This window comes from Bacillus stercoris, from assembly GCF_029772985.1.
In the GTDB taxonomy this organism is placed as follows: Bacteria; Bacillota; Bacilli; order Bacillales; family Bacillaceae; genus Bacillus; species Bacillus stercoris.
This window is the reverse complement of sequence record NZ_CP121861.1, coordinates 2,326,380-2,344,508: the sequence shown is the minus strand read 5'-3', so window position 1 is coordinate 2,344,508 and position 18,129 is coordinate 2,326,380. Positions and strand designations below refer to the sequence as shown.

Genomic DNA, 18,129 nt, shown 5'->3' with positions numbered 1-18,129 from the left:
AGCTTATGAAGAATAAGCTAGCATGTAATGGCGTATTTTTTGCGAGTAAAAGAATAAAAAATAATTTATGCAAAACTATTGTAATCTGACCGTAATTATTGTAACATTTGTAACATAAGAGAAAGAGATTTTGAAGGAGAGAGCGATAATGAAAAAATGTCTTCTATTTCTAACAACCGTTGCACTTATTCTGTCATTAAGCACAAATGCATTTGCGAAAAATACATCAGGCGATTTATCACAAAAACAAGCACTGCAGCTGGCGTTATCCGCAAGAGAACATTTTTGGAATACAATGAGCGGCCACAATCCAAAGGTGAAAAAAGCAGTTTGCCCATCAGGCACATTTGAGTATCAAAATCTTCAATATGTATACATGTGCAGTGATCTAGGCACTAAAGCAAAAGCGGTGAATTACCTAACTCCTATTTTTACAAAAACAGCAATCGAAAAAGGCTTTAAAGATTATCATTTCACTGTTTCAAAAGGAAAACTCGCTGTTCCAATCGGTGACGGAGACAACCTTTTAAATTGGAAAAAAGCAACCGCTAAACTGTTCTCTAAAAAAGGCGGCACAATCACTTACGAATTTACCGTTCCTACATTAGACGGATCCCCTTCTGCAAAACGGAAAGTGACATATGTGAAAGAAAATAAAAAGTGGAAAGTTAATCAATTTGACGCAGTTATATAAGAAAAACGCCCTGCATAAGCGGGCGTTTTTTATTTGTCATAAAAAAAGACAACAGGCGAAAAGTGTCTGTTGTCTTTCTGTGAATATAACGCTCTAGGAGAGATTCGAACTCCCGACCTGCAGTTTAGGAAACTGCTGCACTATCCGCTGTGCTACTAGAGCTTTTGGTATTTATATAGTAGCTCTGATAATCAATATTTTCAAGCGATTTGTATTAAAGCCCTCCAAAAACCTTATACGCGGCTCTTGTCGTATCTTCATCAATACCGATATACCGCATTGTAATTGAGGGTGATGAATGATTCAGTATTCTCTGCAGCTCGGCGATGTCTTTTGTCCGCTGATAAAAATGATAGCCAAACGTTTTCCGGAGTGTATGTGTCCCTATCTCCTCAAGTCCACACGCCGCAGCTGCCTCTCTTAAAATTCTGTAGGCCTGAATGCGGGAAATCGGCTTTCTGGTCCGCACAGATTTAAAAAGATATTCATTTTCCTTCATATCTTTCGTATACTCGTATATTTCCTGTTTCAGTGACTCTAAAATAAGAATCTTTCTTTTCTTTTTTGTTTTGCTTTCAGTCGCCCATAAATGATCTTTATGTTTAACGTCCTTCACTTGCAGCGGCAGAATATCAGAAATGCGGAGCGCGCTGTTGATGCCGAAAATAAACAGAAAATAATCCCGCTTGTTTTTGTTAAGCAAATACTGTTTGACTTCTTGGATTTTCTCTAGACTGCGAATCGGCTGTACAATATGCATCAAAAAACTCCTTAAAAACCGTTATGTAACGTTTTGAGGCTTATGTTACTATTATACCTGAAAAACCTTGAATGTCAAAGCGTGACGGTATTTATGTAACATAATATACATAGTGTTACATAAGCGTGTGAGTAAGCTTCTGTAAACCTCCTTCCTTTTAAATGGCCTTTAGATCCTCTTATAAAGCTTTTAATCTCTCAGATACTTATCCCCCTAGTTATGATCAAAAAGCCTCTTAAAACGAAATCTGACGTTCCTGATTTTTCAGCGTTTCTGCAAAAACATACAAAAAAAGACACAATTTCAAATTGCGTCCTAATCTTCATCCTTTACATCAATATCTTCCGGGATTGGTTCATTTAATATTTCCTGCACAAGTGCTTTGTAATTCTCCAGCTGTTCGAGATGCGTTTTGAACTGCTCCTTATAAATCAAAAATTGCTCCCCGTCATGAACGGCCCTGATTTTTCCTTCGAGCACCAAGCTTTTAATATAATCCTCTGAAAGATTTGTATATTCTGCTGTTTCTTCAATCGTTAAATACATATAGCAGTCCCTTCTTCATCCGTATGCTGATTCTAATATAGCACATGGCTCATATCAATATAATCAATTTTACACAGAAAAACGGCTTTATGTACTAGATAATATACCATTTGTCACTTGTGAAAACGCTGTAATTTTTTTACGCTAAGATTGTAACAATACAGCTTCATATAGGAGGGAGAACATGAAAAGAACGTGGAACGTCTGTTTAACAGCTCTGCTTAGTGTTCTGTTAGTCGCTGGAAGTGTCCCTTTTCAAGCGGAAGCTAAAAAACCGCCCAAAAGCTACGATGAGTACAAACAAGTAGATGTCGGAAAAGACGGCATGGTTGCGACCGCACATCCTCTCGCTTCAGAAATTGGTGCTGATGTGCTGAAAAAAGGAGGAAATGCCATTGATGCAGCGGTCGCTATTCAATTCGCACTCAATGTAACGGAGCCGATGATGTCAGGCATTGGCGGCGGCGGTTTTATGATGGTGTATGACGGAAAAACGAAGGATACAACGATAATCGACAGCCGTGAGCGTGCTCCAGCAGGCGCAACCCCTGACATGTTTTTGGATGAAAACGGCAAAGCCATTCCTTTCTCTGAACGTGTGACAAAAGGTACTGCCGTTGGTGTTCCAGGCACGCTGAAAGGGCTGGAAGAAGCCTTGGATAAATGGGGAACCCGTTCAATGAAGCAATTAATTACCCCTTCTATTAAACTCGCTGACAAAGGCTTCCCGATTGATTCAGTGTTGGCAGATGCCATTTCTAATTACCAGGAAAAACTGTCACAGACAGCAGCAAAAGATGTATTTTTGCCAAATGGCGAGCCGCTGAAAGAAGGCGATACCCTTATTCAAAAAGATTTGGCCAAAACGTTTAAACTGATTCGCTCCAAAGGCACTGACGCTTTTTATAAAGGAAAATTCGCCAAGGCGCTTTCTGACACTGTCCAGGATTTTGGCGGGTCAATGACGAAAGAAGATTTAGAAAATTACGACATTACAATTGATGAACCGATTTGGGGAGACTATCAAGGCTATCAAATCGCCACTACTCCTCCTCCAAGCTCCGGTGGTATTTTCTTATTGCAAATGCTGAAAATACTTGATGATTTTAACCTTTCACAATACGATGTCCGCTCATGGGAGAAATATCAGCTGCTTGCCGAAACGATGCATTTGTCTTATGCCGACCGTGCGTCATACGCTGGTGATCCCGAATTTGTAAATGTTCCTCTCAAAGGCCTGCTTCACCCCGATTATATTAAAGAACGCCAGCAATTAATCAACCTAGATCAAGTGAATAAAAAACCGAAAGCCGGTGATCCTTGGAAATACCAAGAAGGATCAGCAAACTATAAACAAGTCGAACAGCCGAAAGATAAAGTAGAAGGCCAAACAACCCATTTTACAGTTGCTGATCGATGGGGAAATGTTGTTTCCTATACAACAACAATTGAACAGCTATTCGGAACGGGTATTATGGTCCCTGATTACGGTGTTATTTTAAACAATGAATTAACGGATTTTGATGCGGTACCAGGCGGAGCTAACGAAGTACAGCCAAACAAACGGCCTTTAAGCAGCATGACCCCGACGATTTTATTTAAGGATGACAAGCCTGTCCTCACTGTTGGATCTCCTGGCGGGGCCACAATTATTTCATCCGTTTTGCAAACCATTCTCTACCATATAGAATATGGTATGGAATTAAAAGCGGCTGTTGAAGAGCCGAGAATTTACACAAACAGCATGAGCTCTTACCGTTACGAAGACGGAGTTCCTAAAGATGTCCTCAGCAAGCTGAACGGCATGGGCCACAAATTTGGCACAAGTCCGGTGGAAATCGGAAACGTGCAAAGCATATCGATCGACCATGAAAACGGCACCTTTAAAGGCGTAGCTGATTCAAGCAGAAATGGCGCAGCGATCGGCATTAATTTAAAACGCAAATAAAAAGAAAAAACTGTACTCTCTTCAAATGAGTACAGTTTTTTTATGCCCATCTTTAAAATAAAAACTGATAAACTGTTTTATTCTGCCAATGCAGTGTATCAGACAAGAAATCTAACACGTCTATCTTCATCTTTTCATTTCGTGTATCTCATCAAGAAATGTCTGGAACGCACTCGTAATAAAAAAGTCTTTCCTGTATATAAATACGATCTCTACGTCTTGATATGCCGCCGGCAGCTGATGAACCCATACATTCATACGATGCTCGGAGCAGTCAATAGCGGACCTTGGGAGCAGCGCCGTACCCATTCCGGCGGAAACTCCTTTTATAATCGCCTCCAATGTGCCAAACTCTATGATTTTTTGGTTGGGTATGCCTGCTTCCTCCAGTAATCTTTTGACCCTGTCACGATGAGAACAGCCTGCTCCAAAAAAGAGCATCGGCTGTTGAAGCATATCCTCGGCCGACCCTTCTCGTGATGAAATCAAAACTAATTCATCATGGGAAACATGGATTTGTCTGACAGCAGTGTGCTCAACCGGTCCATATACAAAAGCGCCATCAACTTTATGATCAAGAACCTGTTGAATCAGATGATGTGTATTAGCAGTGTTCACCGATAAATCCACATCAGGAAAACGTCTGAGGAAGGAGGCTGCATGTTCGGGCAGATGCGTTACCGCCGTCGTTTCTAGTGAGCTGATCCGCAAAGGCCCTTTCGGATGCCGGCTCATCTGTGCCGATTTTTCAGCTTGGTCTAACAGCAATAATACTTGATCAGCATATTGCAAAAGATTTTCTCCCGCAGCAGTCAGCTTCATCCCGCGATTCGTTCGATGAAAAAGCCTGATATTCAAATTTTCCTCAAGGTTATGTATTCTGGCTGTCACATTCGATTGAACATAATTCAGCATTTGTGCTGCTTTCGTTATGCTTCCTTCACGGGCCACAGCCTGAAAAATCTTTAAATCTCCGCTTTCCACGGGCTCTCACCTTCTTGCTATGATTAAAAGTGATATCGGCTATCATATTTGTTCATTTTACTCGAAGAAAACGGCTAAGTAAAATATGTAAAGATATGAAAATACAATTCAATGAGGAGGAAGACAACATGAAAGCTGTAATTCACAATGGAACAACCGGACTGCAGGGATTATCATTTCAAAACGTCCCTGCGAAAAAGCCTGGATATGGAGAGGTAAAGGTAAAATTAAAATCCGCGGGTCTGAATCATCGTGACCTGTTTCTCATGAAAAACAAATCTGAACAAGATCCTCACGTAATACTCGGTTCTGACGGCGCCGGTCTCATTGAAGAGATTGGTGAAGGCGTGAAAAATGTTACTATTGAAACAGAAGTCATCATTTTCCCGACATTAAACTGGGAATTAACAGAGAATGTTCCGCCTGTACCTGAGATTCTGGGAGGTCCTTCTGACGGAACACTTGCTGAATATGTGATCATTCCTTCACAAAATGCAATCAAAAAACCTCCTTATTTATCTTGGGAAGAAGCGGGCGTTTTACCTTTATCCGCTTTAACTGCATATCGGGCCCTGTTTACGAAGGGACAATTGAAAAAAGACGAGCATCTATTGATACCCGGCATCGGCAGCGGAGTTGCAACCTACGCTTTATTGATGGCGAAGGCGATTGGGGCAACAGTAAGCGTGACCTCCCGCAGTGAGGAGAAAAGAAAAAGGGCGCTGCAATTAGGTGCTGATTACGCATTTGACAGTTACAGCAATTGGGATGAACAGATGCAGGGAAAAAAGGCTGATGTTGTTCTTGACAGCATAGGCTCTGCCCTCTTTTCGGAATACTTCCGTCATGTAAAGCCGAATGGCCGCATTGTCAGCTTTGGGGCAAGCTCAGGGGACGACCTCAGTTTTCCGGTGCGTTCTCTATTCTTTCCGCAGATCAATGTTTTGGGAACCTCGATGGGAAGCGGTGAGGAATTTCACGATATGCTCACTTTCATTGAAAAACATAAGCTGAGACCTGTAATCGACCGCACCTATCCTTTAGAAAAAGCATGTGATGCATATAAAAGAATGCAGGAAGGCAGGCAGTTTGGAAACATTGGGATCGTAATGGAATAAAAAAAGAAACCGGCTGGCAACCAGACCGGTTTCTTTTTTTATATGATAATCCCCTTTATTTACGGAAGAACTGAACTCCCCATCAAATACCGATCTACTTCACGCGCTACTTCACGGCCTTCATTAATCGCCCATACGATTAAGCTTTGGCCTCTTCTTGCATCCCCTGCGGCGAATACGCCATCGATATTTGTTTGATAATCCCCATATGCTGCACTGATTTTGTTGTTTACAGAATCCACACCGAACTGTTTCAACAGCGGCTGTTCTGTGCCTTCAAAGCCGATAGCGATAAAGACAAGCTGAGCAGGCCATACTTTTTCAGTTCCAGGCAGCTCGCGGAACTCGTATTTTCCATGCTCATTTTTCACTTTTTCCATTTGGATGGTATGGAGCTCCTTCAGCTGGCCGTTTTTATCCGCGACCATTTTTTTCGTTTGAATGGAGTATTCCCTCGGATCTCTTCCGAATTTTGCTTCCGCTTCTTCATACGCATATTCAAGCGTAAAGACGTGCGGCTGTTCAGGCCACATATTGTCATTCGTGCGGGCTGGCGGAAGTTTTGGGTGTTTGCCGAATTGATGCACGCTTTTGGCTTTTTGCCGCAGAGCAGTAGCCACACAGTCAGCTCCTGTATCTCCGCCTCCGATTACGATGACATCTTTCCCTTTGGCATCAATGAATTGCTTGTCTTTAAAATTAGAATCTAAATAGCTTTTCGTTGCGAGCGTCAGGTAATCCATCGCGTAATGGACTCCTTTTGAGTCGCGCCCTTCAATTAAGAGGTCTCGCTGCTTTTGAGCGCCTGTGCACAGGATCACAGCATCAAATTGCTCCTTTAGCTCATCCGCTGTAATGTCAACACCGATTTCTGTGTTCGTGACAAAATCAATTCCTTCTTGCGTCAGTAATTTAATTCGGCGTTCTACAATGCCCTTCTCAAGCTTCATGTTTGGAATGCCGTATGTTAAAAGACCGCCCGCTCTGTCTGCTCGTTCAAAAACAGTGACGGAATGCCCCGCTTGATTCAGTTGGTCAGCACTCGCCAGTCCGGCTGGGCCTGACCCGACGATGGCCACTTTTTTGCCTGTTCGTTTTTTAGGAATTCTAGGTTGAATCCAGCCGTTCTCAAACCCTTTGTCGATAATGGTTCGCTCGATATTTTTAATTGAAACAGCCGGGTCTGAAATCGCTAAAGTGCATGATCCTTCACAAGGGGCAGGACATACCCGCCCTGTGAATTCAGGAAAGTTGTTTGTTTTCAACAGACGTTCCAACGCTTCTTTCCATCTGCCCCGGTAGACAAGATCATTCCATTCAGGAATTAAGTTGTAAATCGGACAGCCGGATGTAAATCCGTTAATGTCCGCACCGATCTGGCAAAACGGTGTACCGCAATCCATACACCGCGCCCCCTGCCGTTTCGATGCTTCTTCTGAAAAAGGAGCGGAATATTCTTTCCAATCCTTTAAGCGAGTGAGAGGGTCCCGCTCAGCAGGTTTTTCTCGTTTGATCTCCATAAATCCAGTTGGTTTCCCCATGTTCCTCTCCCCTTCCTTACTGTACTACCGCTTGTTTTTGTCCAGCTGCTGTATTCTGCTTTGGCTTCGTGTTGGCCTCAAAAGCGAACATGATGGCTTCTTCTTCTGATAAACCTGCAGCTTTTTGCTCTTCGATGCTCGCAAGCATTTGTTTATAGTTTTTCGGAATGACTTTAACGAATTTTTTCACGCTGTCTTCCCATTGAGCAAGCAGATCTTGTGCTTTTTGGCTGTTTGTATACGCAGCATGTCTTTTAAGCATTGCTTTGATTTGCTCGATTTCTTTCTCATCCTCTAATGATTCAAATAAAATCATCTCAAGGTTGCATTTGCGTTTAAAGGCTTTGGCATCTTCAGCCAATACATAAGCGATCCCGCCGGACATACCTGCCGCAAAGTTTTTACCTACATCACCGAGAACGACAACGCTGCCGCCAGTCATGTATTCACAGCCGTGGTCGCCGATGCCTTCTACAACTACGTTCACACCGCTGTTCCGAACGGCAAAGCGTTCACCAGCACGTCCGTTAATATATGCTTCTCCGCTTGTGGCCCCGTAAAAAGCAACGTTGCCGATAATGACATTGTCATCCGAAGCAGAGTTGAATTCTTCTGGTGACTTGACGATGATTTTTCCGCCAGAAAGCCCTTTTCCGACGTAATCATTTGAGTCTCCATCCAAATAAAGCGTCATTCCTTTAGGAACGAAAGCTCCAAAGCTTTGGCCGGCAGATCCGGTAAAGTGCAGCTTGATCGTATCTTCAGGAAGCCCTTCTTCTCCGTAGCGCTTAGAGATTTCACTGCCGGTTATCGTTCCGGCTACACGATTTGTATTATTGATTTCAATCGATACATCAGCTTCTTTTCCAGATTCGATGGCTTCTTGTACAGCCGGGAGAATCGTTGTGATATCAAGCGATTGATCAATTTTATGATTTTGCGGTGATTGGAACGTCCGTACGCCTTCAGGCTGATAAAGAAGTGTAGACAAATCTAGCTGGCTTGCTTTCCAGTGCCCCTTCGCCCGTTCACTTACATGAAGTACATCGGTACGGCCGATCATTTCATCAAATGTCTTGAAGCCTAACGCGGCCATGTACTCACGAACTTCTTCAGCAATGAACAGCATATAGTTCACAATATGGTCGGGATCCCCCATGAACTTTTTGCGAAGCTCTGGGTTTTGTGTTGCTACACCGACAGGGCATGTATCCAAATGGCAGGCACGCATCATGACACAGCCGAGTACAACTAACGGAGCCGTTGCGAAACCAAATTCTTCTGCACCGAGCAAGGCAGCCATCACAACGTCGCGGCCCGTCATGAGCTTTCCATCCGTTTCTAATACAACACGGTCACGAAGGCCGTTAAGCATTAATGTTTGATGTGCTTCTGCAAGACCAAGTTCCCATGGTAGCCCTGTATGTTTAATACTGGTTTTCGGAGAAGCACCTGTACCTCCATCGTAGCCGCTGATCACAATGACATCTGCAGTCGCTTTGGCCACACCTGCAGCAATTGTGCCTACGCCTGCTTTTGACACCAGCTTTACGCTGATTCTTGCATCACGATTGGCATTTTTCAAGTCGTGGATCAGCTGGGCTAAATCCTCAATTGAATAAATGTCATGGTGAGGAGGAGGTGAGATTAAACCGACACCTGGTGTTGACCCTCGGACATCGGCAACCCATGGATATACTTTGTTTCCAGGCAGCTGACCGCCTTCACCCGGCTTAGCGCCTTGAGCCATTTTAATCTGCAGCTCATCAGCATTAACAAGGTAATGGCTTTTGACACCGAAACGTCCCGATGCAATTTGTTTGATCGCACTTCTTCTATCATCGCCGTTCACATCTGGAACAAAACGTTTTGGATCTTCTCCGCCTTCACCGCTGTTGCTTTTTCCCCCAAGACGGTTCATTGCGATGGCTAAAGCTTCGTGTGCTTCCTTACTCAAGGACCCAAATGACATCGCACCCGTTTTAAAGCGTTTGACAATCGATTCAGCGGATTCAACCTCTTCCAGCTTCAAAGACTTGCGGTTTCCGTCAAAGGCGAACAAGTTCCGCAAAAATCCGATGCGTTCTTCATCTGCCGCTTTTGTATATTGTTTAAACAGAGTGTAATCATTTCTGCGGCAAGCCCATTGCAAGGTATGAATTGTTTTCGGGTTAAACGCATGATGCTCTCCGCCATTTCTCCATTGGAAGTCACTTCCCGGTTCAAGCGTTTTGCTGTAATCATCCTGATACGCTTCCCGGTGACGGCGCTGCGCCTCTTCTGCAATTGTTTGTATATCGATGCCTCCGAGCTGTGATGCAGTACCTGTGAAATAGCGGTCGATCACATCACGGCTGATTCCTACCGCTTCAAAAATTTGGGCGCCTCTGTAGCTTTGTACGGTTGAAATCCCCATTTTGGACATGACTTTTACAACACCTTCAGTAATGCTTTTCCCATATTTGCTGACCGCTTCTTCATAGCTGATATCCAAACGGCCTTCATCAATTTCCTGCTTGTAGGTCGCATAAGCGAGATAAGGGTTAATCGCATCTGCGCCATAACCGATTAATGCTGCAAAGTGATGCACTTCACGTGCTTCTCCCGACTCCACAATAATGCTGATTTTCGTACGCAGCCCTTTGCGGATTAAGTGCTGATGCAGCGCGCTTACTGCCAGAAGCGGCGGAATTGGTGTCAAGCTCTCATTCATCTTTTTGTCTGATAAAATTAACAGGCTTACACCTTGACTGATGGCTTTCTCTGCCTGTGTGAACATGTCCTTTAATCCGCGTTCAAGATCCTCTGAAAACAGCACATCGATTTTTTGGCTTTTTAAATCAGGATGAACAATCGTTTTCAATGCGTAAAACTGTTCATTGGATAAAACAGGTGTATACAGTTTAATCCGGCGAACGTTTCGTTCACTTGGGTGAAGAAGATCGCCTTCCGCACCGAGCCATGTCATCGTTGAAGTGACAAGCTGCTCACGAATCGCGTCGATTGGCGGGTTCGTTACTTGTGCAAACAGCTGCTTAAAGTAGTTAAACAGTGATTGCGCGCGATCGGAAAGTACAGCAAGCGGCGCGTCATTCCCCATTGAACCAAGGGGGTCTTTGCCTTCTTTAATAACAGGAATGAGATATTTTTGGATATCCTCATATGTGTATCCGAATGCCTTCTGGCGAGTTAGAAGATCAGTAAATTGTTCTTCCTCTCTTGATTCCGGATCAGGATTCACTTGGACAAGCTCTTCTTCTAGCCATTTTTGGTACGGGTATTCAGTTGCAATTTGTGTTTTGACTTCTTCATCGGAGATAATCCGGCCTTCTTCCAGGTCAATTAAAAGCATTTTCCCAGGCTCAAGACGGTTTTTATATAAAACGTTCTCCTGTTCAACGTCAATAACGCCTACTTCAGATGAGAAAATAATATAATCATCTTTTGTGACATAATAACGGGCCGGACGGAGACCATTCCGGTCAAGGATTGCGCCGATTTGTTTTCCATCAGTAAATGAAATGGCTGTCGGTCCGTCCCAAGGCTCCATCAGAGAGCTATGGTACTCGTAGAACGCTCTTTTTTCCTTAGACATATGCGTATTTTCCGTCCAAGGTTCAGGAATGAGCATCATTGCTGTATGTGCCAGTTTGCGTCCAGCCATCACAAAAAACTCAAATGCGTTATCTAAAATGGAAGAGTCACTGCCATCAGCATTGAGAATCGGCAAAATCTTATTTAAGTCCTCACCGAAGCTTTCAGATACAAATTGCTGCTCACGTGCTCTCATCCAATTGATATTTCCGCGAAGGGTGTTAATTTCACCGTTGTGAACCAAATAGCGGTTAGGATGCGCTCTTTCCCAGGTAGGGAATGTGTTGGTGCTGAAGCGTGAATGAACAAGCGCAAAAGCTGAAACGAATGCTTCATCTTGCAAATCAGAATAAAACGCATCAACCTGTTCAGGTGTTAAAAGGCCTTTGTAAACAATGGTCTGGCTTGAAAGACTGGCAAAATAAAAATCAAAACCTTCCGTTACACCCCAGTTTTCAGCCTGTTTACGAATGACATACAACTTTCGTTCAAAAGATAAATTGTCCTTTAGGTCAGAGCTTGCGCCGATAAATACCTGACGGACAAACGGACAGCTTTTTTGTGCCACTGTTCCGATTTTTCCGACATTTACAGGTACAGTTCTCCATCCAAGAACGACTTGGCCTTCTTGTTCGATCAGTGCATTGATTTGCTTTTCAATTTTTTTTCTTTCATCTTCTTTCTGTGAGAAAAAGACCATTCCTACCCCATAACGTTCTTTTTCCGGCAGATTGATGTCTTTGCACTCTTTTCTAAAGAAAGCATCAGGGATTTGAACCAGTAAGCCGGCTCCGTCTCCTGTATCCGGATCACTGCCTTGCCCTCCTCTGTGGTCCAGCTGGCAAAGCATCTTAAGTCCTTGTTTGACAATGTCATGAGTCTGCTTGCCCTTTAAGTGTGCGTATAGGCCGATTCCGCATGCATCATGTTCAAATTCAGGACGGTAGAGACCTTGAGCTTTTGGCATTTGATTGTACGTCATAATTCCTCTCCCCCGATCAATTTCCGATAATACCGGTCATAAAATCTAACAACTCTATAATCATTGTAGGTTTTCAAAACGATATAAACAATATATAATTTAGATCAAAAGAATCTCAAAATGAGATAGATGGATGTGAGACAAACATGGAGTTGCGCCAACTGCGTTATTTTATGGAGGTGGCTGAAAGAGAACACGTTTCAGAAGCTGCTGATCATTTGCATGTGGCCCAATCAGCAATCAGCAGACAAATTGCCAATCTTGAAGAGGAATTAAATGTGACCTTATTTGAGCGTGAAGGGAGAAATATCAAACTCACGCCAATTGGGAAAGAATTTTTGATTCATGTGAAGACCGCAATGAAAGCCATTGATTATGCAAAAGAACAAATTGATGAGTATCTTGACCCGCACCGCGGAACGGTAAAGATCGGATTTCCTACGAGCCTTGCCAGCCAGCTTTTGCCGACTGTCATTTCAGCGTTTAAGGAAGAATATCCGCACGTCGAATTTTTGCTGCGCCAAGGCTCCTATAAGTTTCTGATTGAAGCTGTCAGAAACCGCGATATTGATCTAGCCTTATTAGGGCCGGTGCCGACGAATTTCTCTGATATAGCGGGAAAAATTTTATTCACTGAGAAAATTTACGCGCTTGTTCCATTAAATCATCCGCTCGCTCAACAAAAAACGGTTCATTTAATCGATTTGCGCAACGATCAATTTGTATTGTTCCCGGAAGGATTTGTACTCAGAAAAATGGCAATCGATTCCTGCAAACAAGCCGGCTTTGCTCCTCTCGTTTCAACGGAGGGTGAGGATTTGGATGCTATCAAAGGATTAGTGTCCGCAGGAATGGGCGTCACCCTTCTGCCTGAAAGTACGTTTGCTGAAACAACACCTCGTTTTACTGTGAAAATTCCAATTGAGTTCCCTCAAGTGAAACGGACTGTCGGAATCATTAAACCGAAAAATAGAGAGCTTGCGCCTTCTGCGAATGATTTTTATGAGTTTGTCATTCAATTCTTCTCTAAGCTGGAGCAGTATCAATAAAAAAATGAACCCGATCTTCTTTATAGAAGCTCGGGTTTTTTGCTGCAAATTAATTAACAGGCAAAGTAAAATCCACATGGCAAACAAATGCTTCTTGATCAATTAGCGCTTTGTTGATCAGTTCTTTCTTCTTTTCTGGTTCTTGAAGCTGTACAGAAGAATAATTAACGATTCCAAGCCCGATTTCTGTTCCTTGTGAATCCATTAGCCGAACAACTGAACCGCTTTTGAATTTTCCTTTAATCTTCTGTACACCGTCCAGGTATAAGCTCGATTGCCCATTTGTTATTTTTCGTGAATAATCATCTGATAAAATCATTTCACCTTCAGGACCGGAATTAAAAGCGATCCATTGTTCCTTTCGATTCAACGGAAGCGTTCCTTTTGCTTCAAAATAGGTGCCTGCCGCCTCTTCACGAACAGCATGGTATAAAATATCGCCGGCATCTGCCTGACCAAGAAAACCTTTAATGCCAGAAGCCATGACGATTTTAAATGCATCAAGCTTAGAGCGCATGCCGCCGGTTCCGACAACGCTCCCACTGTCACCTGCGCACGCTTCGATGTCAGGTGTTATTTCACTCACTCGCTGTATTCTTTTCGCTTTTGGATTTGTGCGCGGATTGCCGTCATATAATCCGTCGATATCAGATAAAATAACAAGCATATCTGCATCAATCAATCCAGCGACTTTTGCTGCGAGCGTATCATTGTCGCCAAACTTGAGGCGATTGACTGTAACTGTATCGTTTTCGTTTATGATCGGGATGATGCCGCGCTCGAGCAGCACATTCATTGTATTCCTGACATTGTTATACCGATATTCATCAGAAAAATCGCTTCTCGTAATTAAAATTTGGGATGCGACATAGCCGTGTGCCAAAAACAGTTTTGAATAAGCTTCCATCAGCAATCCCTGGCCGATTGAAGCTGACGCTTGTTTTTCTGGAAGCTTCTCGGGTCTTTGGATAAATCCGAGCTTCCGATATCCAGCCGCCACTGCGCCTGAGGAAACCAAAATCACTTCATATCCGGCGTCTTTGAGTTTGACGACCTGATCGACCAACGCTTCTAATTTTCGAAGGCTGATTTCTCCATGGAGGCTTGTTAATGAACTGCTTCCAATCTTCACAACAACTCTTTTTATGCTTGTATCAGGCGTCACTTTATCACTCCTGATAGCGGCGCTGCTGTTTTTTCAATATCTTCGCTGATTTCCTTTGAACGCTTAGCCGCATGCTTTATCGCTTGAGAAATCGCTTCTCCGCCGCCGCTCTTTTTCAAGGCTTGCAGCCCCGCCGCTGTCGTTCCGTTCGGTGACGTGATATTGTCTCTCAAGATCTCGGGATGTTCTCCTGTCTCCATGAGCATTTTTGCTGCGCCTAATAGCGTCTGTGCGCCGATGCTTCGAGATAACTGTTTATCAAGACCCGCTTCCTCACCTGTCTTTTCAATGAATTCCATTAAATAATAAAAGTACGCGGGACCGCTGCCGGCAATTCCGGTGAATATGTCCATTTGATTTTCTTGAATTGTGTAGACTTCGCCCATACATCCGAGCAATGCTTCGGCCAGTTTCTTCAAGTCTTCTGACACATACTTGCCAAGGGCAATCGCTGTTGCAGAAGCGCCGATCATACTGGAAGTATTGGGCATCACTCTGACAACCGGCTGTTCATTAAGCAATGATTGTTCAATAAAAGAGGTGGTTATGCCGGCAAGTACCGACAATATTAATTGATGGGGTTGGATACGTGATTTTAGTGATGACAGAGCGTTTTCGGCGTCTTTTGGCTTCATTGCCAAAATGAGCACATCCATGTCTTCAATACATAGTTGGTTCGGCAAGGCGCCTTTGATTCCATATTGAAGTTCAAGTTCAGTTAATCGCTCTGTATTGCTGCGGTTTGTAACGCAGATGTTTTGTTTCGGGATTTTGTTGGCACGAACGATACCTGATATCATTCCTTCCGCCATAGATCCTGCTCCTATAAAGGCTACTTTCTTTTGATCAAAGATCGGTAACATCTCCTTTGTTCGCTTTTTTGTTCGCATTTTCACACGTTTTAAATGTTACCACGTGAGGAAATGATGTCAAGTTTGAAGGTCATCATTGATTTGTATTGTTTCTTTTCGACAAATATGTATAATGTAAAGCACAAAACACCCGGTGCACACTGCTGCGCCGGGTGTTTGTTTCTATTGAAAATTATCTGAGAGCGCTTTTTCAATCAGTTTTTTACAGCGGTCCAGCTCAACTTTCAGCTGTTTTTTATATAGTTTGGCAGCTTCATAATCTTTAAATTGATAGAGAACGACTTCCTGGAGCTTAGCCCCTTCTTTTTTCACTTTAATTTGTTTTAGTATCCCGTCATCAAGAAGCTCATGCAAAGACCGATATACTTCTGTATGATTTGGTTTAAAACCAATCTCTTTAAATTCAGACCGAAGTACTTCAAGCAGCTTTAATCCATAGAGTCTCTCTTGCTCTGTCATTGTTATCATATAAAGCTTCAAAAATGCACGCTGTTTCACTAAAAAGCCAGTTGAACTCCTTTTTTCTTCTTTCATGATATGCACTCCCTTCTTCTGTCACTCACAACACTATGTACTAAATATTCAATTTTCTTTTATTGTTTTCCTCCTTAATAGTAAAGACTGATCGTCCAGTTATCTTATGGTTGCTGTTTATAGGTGAAGCGGAAAAATAAACAGGACGTTGAACATTCGGCACATAGTTTTCTTAGTTCTATTGTAGCCTACATTCACTGCCAGCTTCAATTTAAAACGATTGTCAGATTTGCATATGCCGGTATGAATTTCATTCAAATAAAAAAACCTGTCGAAAGACAGGTTCTCATTTTTACGGATTTGTTGACCATAATCCCGCTGTTTTGATGAAAATACGAGGATCTAATTTCAATTGTGCCACCATGTATTCAGCAAGATCCTCAGGCTGCATCACTTTTTCAGGATTACCGTCTGTCAAGTTCAATTCGATAGACATATCACTAGCGACAGTGCTCGGCGTTAACGCGCTGACTCTGATATTATGTTTTCTCACTTCTTGCATAAGAGACTCTGTTAACCCGAGAACGGCAAATTTAGAAGCGCTATAAGCACTTGTTACAGCAGCTCCTCTTTGGCCCGCTGTAGACGAGATATTAATGATATCTCCGGCTTTGCGTTCGATCATTTCCGGAAGCACCGCGCGAGTCACATGATACACACCCATTAGGTTGACTTGTATTATATTTTCCCATTCATCGGCTGATAGATCTAAAAAACCGCCAAATTTGCTGATTCCGGCGTTGTTAATGAGAATATCGATATCACCAAGCTGTTCCTTCACTTGAGCTACGGCTTGGTTAACCTGCTCGGCATCTTTTACATCTGCAGCAGCAAATGCAGTTTTTACACCAAGCGCTTTGACTTCTTCTGCCACTTTTTCAACATTAGCGGCAGTCCGGCCGATTAACCCAATATTTACGCCTTCTTTCGCAAGAGCAAGAGCTGTAGCGCGGCCGATCCCTCTGCCTCCGCCTGTGATTAAAGCGGTTTTATTTTGTAAACTTTGCAATTGAAGCACCCTTTCTTTGTTTACCTATGTACGATATCACATTATAAGTAGAATAAATCCAATACGCAAATCAAACGAACTGTGCAATCATCATTTCTTTGGATTAAAAAAGCGGAAACAGGGTAATGACAAAAGAAAAAAGGAGTGAACATATGGTTATTGTTTATATCAGTCTGGCAGTATTGGCTATTTCTATCATATTTTTAGGGTTTAATGTGATCCAAAACAAGAAAAAAATAGACCCCGCACTAAAGGAGCTCACTTCTGTTACGCAGGCTATGCAAAAACAAGTCGAGGGATTAAAAACAGAAGCAGAGCTGCTGACGCAAAAACAAAAGAAGATTCAGCATGATGTCCAGATGAAAAAATACGCGTTTCAGCAGACAGCAGCTGAAGTGAAAGAAGTTCCCCAAGCAGTCAAAGAGGTGTGGCAGGCAGGACATTTTAATAGCAGATAAAGATGAATGAGATCCCGTTGTTACGATCAGAATGGGCAATGGGATCTCATTTTTCGAGGAGGCTTACATATGATTATAAACCGCAGCTGCTTAAAGGAGTTCGCAGAAAAACTACATTTTCTTCCCTCTTCACTTACAAAGTCCGATTTACTTACTGATCCATTTCGTCTCCATCAAGAAAACGAACTTGGCATTTACTATTCACCTCATAATGAATTTATCAATCGGGATGCCTCACTTGCCGATTGCCGGGATCACGCCGGGTTTTTCCCAGATGAAGACAGCGTACGAAACAGCCGCCGAAAGCCTTTTGCAAGGCGGGACTCTTGAGCAAATGGCAGTAGACACAAAAATAGCAGCGGGTTTCTCCGGATCGATGAGGCATAACCTTATTACCATGCTGGATTTATGCGGGCTGCCACAGGCTTTCGGCATTCAAAGCGCCGCGCAGCTTTTTGGTGACTTACGGCATTTGCTCCATACAACTTCCGTTATTAAATATCCTGTCTTTATCCAGCAAAAAAACTATACCGGATACAAACCGGCCATCACTCGTTCTCCTATCCTAAGCACCTATGCTTTTGATCACTTCCCTGCGGAGCTCAATCATGTGGCGGGACCAGCTCTTCTGATTCCGTTAGGAAAAGCCGCCGAAACAGTATGTGAAACATTGATCAGACAACACAGACTCCAGAATTTGATTTGCCTTAGCGGCTTTCCCCATCCATCAGGCGCAAAAGGCCACCGTTTAAAACAATTCGCCAAAAACAAAGAGCTACTAGAAAGACAAATTCATTCTTTTGCTTCCTCAGTTTTGAATTTTCTATAGAAAAGAGGAAATTAAAGGGATATGATAAACAGAAACAAACGTGGGG

Annotated in this window: 14 protein-coding genes, 1 tRNA gene and 1 pseudogene; 6 read left to right on the top strand and 10 right to left on the bottom strand. The window is 43.0% G+C overall.

Annotated features, from left to right (window positions below):
* Positions 1–148: 148 nt before the first annotated feature.
* Complete coding sequence (gene iseA, locus QA442_RS12645; protein ID WP_095431636.1) at positions 149–694, top strand: DL-endopeptidase inhibitor IseA; 546 nt, start codon at positions 149–151, stop codon at positions 692–694.
* 89 nt (positions 695–783) lie between these two features.
* Here the strand turns inward: iseA and QA442_RS12640 are convergent.
* The 3 genes from QA442_RS12640 to QA442_RS12630 all read right to left on the bottom strand — a co-directional run bounded on the left by QA442_RS12640 (position 784) and on the right by QA442_RS12630 (position 2,000).
* Positions 784–856: transfer RNA gene (locus QA442_RS12640), tRNA-Arg, on the bottom strand.
* 52 nt (positions 857–908) lie between these two features.
* Positions 909–1,454 carry a site-specific integrase gene (locus QA442_RS12635; protein WP_014664172.1) on the bottom strand — a complete coding sequence of 182 codons (546 nt, stop codon included), beginning with the start codon at positions 1,452–1,454 and terminating at the stop codon, positions 909–911.
* A 315-nt stretch (positions 1,455–1,769) separates the two neighbouring features.
* On the bottom strand, positions 1,770–2,000 hold the full coding sequence (locus QA442_RS12630; protein ID WP_003231472.1) for an excisionase family DNA-binding protein: 231 nt from the start codon (positions 1,998–2,000) through the stop codon (positions 1,770–1,772).
* A gap of 184 nt (positions 2,001–2,184) precedes the next feature.
* On the opposite strand from QA442_RS12630, the gene ggt reads away from it, so the two are divergent.
* Entirely contained in the window at positions 2,185–3,948 is a 1,764-nt protein-coding gene (gene ggt, locus QA442_RS12625; RefSeq protein ID WP_095431635.1) for a gamma-glutamyltransferase, read from the top strand.
* Between the two features lie 126 nt (positions 3,949–4,074).
* On the opposite strand, the gene yofA is transcribed toward ggt, so the two are convergent.
* Positions 4,075–4,932 (bottom strand): LysR family transcriptional regulator YofA, encoded by an 858-nt coding sequence (yofA, locus tag QA442_RS12620; protein ID WP_095431634.1) that lies wholly within the window; start codon positions 4,930–4,932, stop codon positions 4,075–4,077.
* Positions 4,933–5,060: 128 nt separating this feature from the next.
* Here yofA and QA442_RS12615 point away from each other — a divergent pair, with 128 nt between their 5' ends.
* The gene (locus QA442_RS12615; RefSeq protein WP_095431633.1) at positions 5,061–6,050 is read left to right on the top strand and encodes a zinc-binding dehydrogenase; all 990 of its coding nucleotides are present in this window, start codon (positions 5,061–5,063) and stop codon (positions 6,048–6,050) included.
* Between the two features lie 59 nt (positions 6,051–6,109).
* Here QA442_RS12615 and gltD read toward each other — a convergent pair whose 3' ends face one another.
* Both gltD and gltB read right to left on the bottom strand, forming a co-directional pair.
* Complete coding sequence (gene gltD, locus QA442_RS12610; RefSeq protein WP_014664176.1) at positions 6,110–7,591, bottom strand: glutamate synthase small subunit; 1,482 nt, start codon at positions 7,589–7,591, stop codon at positions 6,110–6,112.
* Positions 7,592–7,607: 16 nt separating this feature from the next.
* The gene (gene gltB, locus QA442_RS12605) at positions 7,608–12,167 is read right to left on the bottom strand and encodes a glutamate synthase large subunit (protein ID WP_095431632.1); all 4,560 of its coding nucleotides are present in this window, start codon (positions 12,165–12,167) and stop codon (positions 7,608–7,610) included.
* Between the two features lie 146 nt (positions 12,168–12,313).
* Here gltB and gltC point away from each other — a divergent pair, with 146 nt between their 5' ends.
* A complete protein-coding gene (gene gltC, locus QA442_RS12600) occupies positions 12,314–13,216 on the top strand; it encodes a glutamate biosynthesis transcriptional regulator GltC (protein ID WP_014664178.1) in 903 nt (300 codons plus the stop codon).
* 49 nt (positions 13,217–13,265) lie between these two features.
* On the opposite strand, the gene proB is transcribed toward gltC, so the two are convergent.
* The 4 genes from proB to QA442_RS12580 all read right to left on the bottom strand — a co-directional run bounded on the left by proB (position 13,266) and on the right by QA442_RS12580 (position 16,796).
* Positions 13,266–14,381 (bottom strand): glutamate 5-kinase, encoded by a 1,116-nt coding sequence (gene proB / locus QA442_RS12595; RefSeq protein ID WP_095431631.1) that lies wholly within the window; start codon positions 14,379–14,381, stop codon positions 13,266–13,268.
* Positions 14,378–15,271 carry a pyrroline-5-carboxylate reductase gene (gene proC / locus QA442_RS12590; protein ID WP_010886524.1) on the bottom strand — a complete coding sequence of 298 codons (894 nt, stop codon included), beginning with the start codon at positions 15,269–15,271 and terminating at the stop codon, positions 14,378–14,380. Before proC ends, proB begins: the two co-directional genes overlap by 4 nt.
* 144 nt (positions 15,272–15,415) lie before the next feature.
* Positions 15,416–15,787, bottom strand: a complete 372-nt coding sequence (gene rtp / locus QA442_RS12585) for a replication termination protein (RefSeq protein ID WP_095431630.1) — start codon at positions 15,785–15,787, stop codon at positions 15,416–15,418.
* 292 nt (positions 15,788–16,079) lie between these two features.
* Positions 16,080–16,796 carry a 3-ketoacyl-ACP reductase gene (locus QA442_RS12580; RefSeq protein WP_040082991.1) on the bottom strand — a complete coding sequence of 239 codons (717 nt, stop codon included), beginning with the start codon at positions 16,794–16,796 and terminating at the stop codon, positions 16,080–16,082.
* Between the two features lie 152 nt (positions 16,797–16,948).
* On the opposite strand from QA442_RS12580, the gene QA442_RS12575 reads away from it, so the two are divergent.
* Both QA442_RS12575 and QA442_RS12570 read left to right on the top strand, forming a co-directional pair.
* Positions 16,949–17,254 (top strand): DUF948 domain-containing protein, encoded by a 306-nt coding sequence (locus tag QA442_RS12575; RefSeq protein WP_014664180.1) that lies wholly within the window; start codon positions 16,949–16,951, stop codon positions 17,252–17,254.
* A 69-nt stretch (positions 17,255–17,323) separates the two neighbouring features.
* A pseudogene (locus QA442_RS12570) lies at positions 17,324–18,094 on the top strand (hypothetical protein); the annotation flags it as partial.
* Positions 18,095–18,129: the final 35 nt, after the last annotated feature.

Excerpts from the sequence above, each read along its gene's own strand:
- iseA (WP_095431636.1), top strand. The coding sequence starts at position 149 with ATGAAAAAATGTCTTCTATTTCTAACAACCGTTGCACTTATTCTGTCA.
- proC (WP_010886524.1), bottom strand. The coding sequence starts at position 15,271 with ATGCGAACAAAAAAGCGAACAAAGGAGATGTTACCGATCTTTGATCAA.
- rtp (WP_095431630.1), bottom strand. The coding sequence starts at position 15,787 with ATGAAAGAAGAAAAAAGGAGTTCAACTGGCTTTTTAGTGAAACAGCGT.
- gltC (WP_014664178.1), top strand. The coding sequence starts at position 12,314 with ATGGAGTTGCGCCAACTGCGTTATTTTATGGAGGTGGCTGAAAGAGAA.
- QA442_RS12630 (WP_003231472.1), bottom strand. The coding sequence starts at position 2,000 with ATGTATTTAACGATTGAAGAAACAGCAGAATATACAAATCTTTCAGAG.
- gltB (WP_095431632.1), bottom strand. The coding sequence starts at position 12,167 with ATGACGTACAATCAAATGCCAAAAGCTCAAGGTCTCTACCGTCCTGAA.
- gltD (WP_014664176.1), bottom strand. The coding sequence starts at position 7,591 with ATGGGGAAACCAACTGGATTTATGGAGATCAAACGAGAAAAACCTGCT.
- ggt (WP_095431635.1), top strand. The coding sequence starts at position 2,185 with ATGAAAAGAACGTGGAACGTCTGTTTAACAGCTCTGCTTAGTGTTCTG.
- QA442_RS12615 (WP_095431633.1), top strand. The coding sequence starts at position 5,061 with ATGAAAGCTGTAATTCACAATGGAACAACCGGACTGCAGGGATTATCA.
- QA442_RS12575 (WP_014664180.1), top strand. The coding sequence starts at position 16,949 with ATGGTTATTGTTTATATCAGTCTGGCAGTATTGGCTATTTCTATCATA.
- QA442_RS12635 (WP_014664172.1), bottom strand. The coding sequence starts at position 1,454 with ATGCATATTGTACAGCCGATTCGCAGTCTAGAGAAAATCCAAGAAGTC.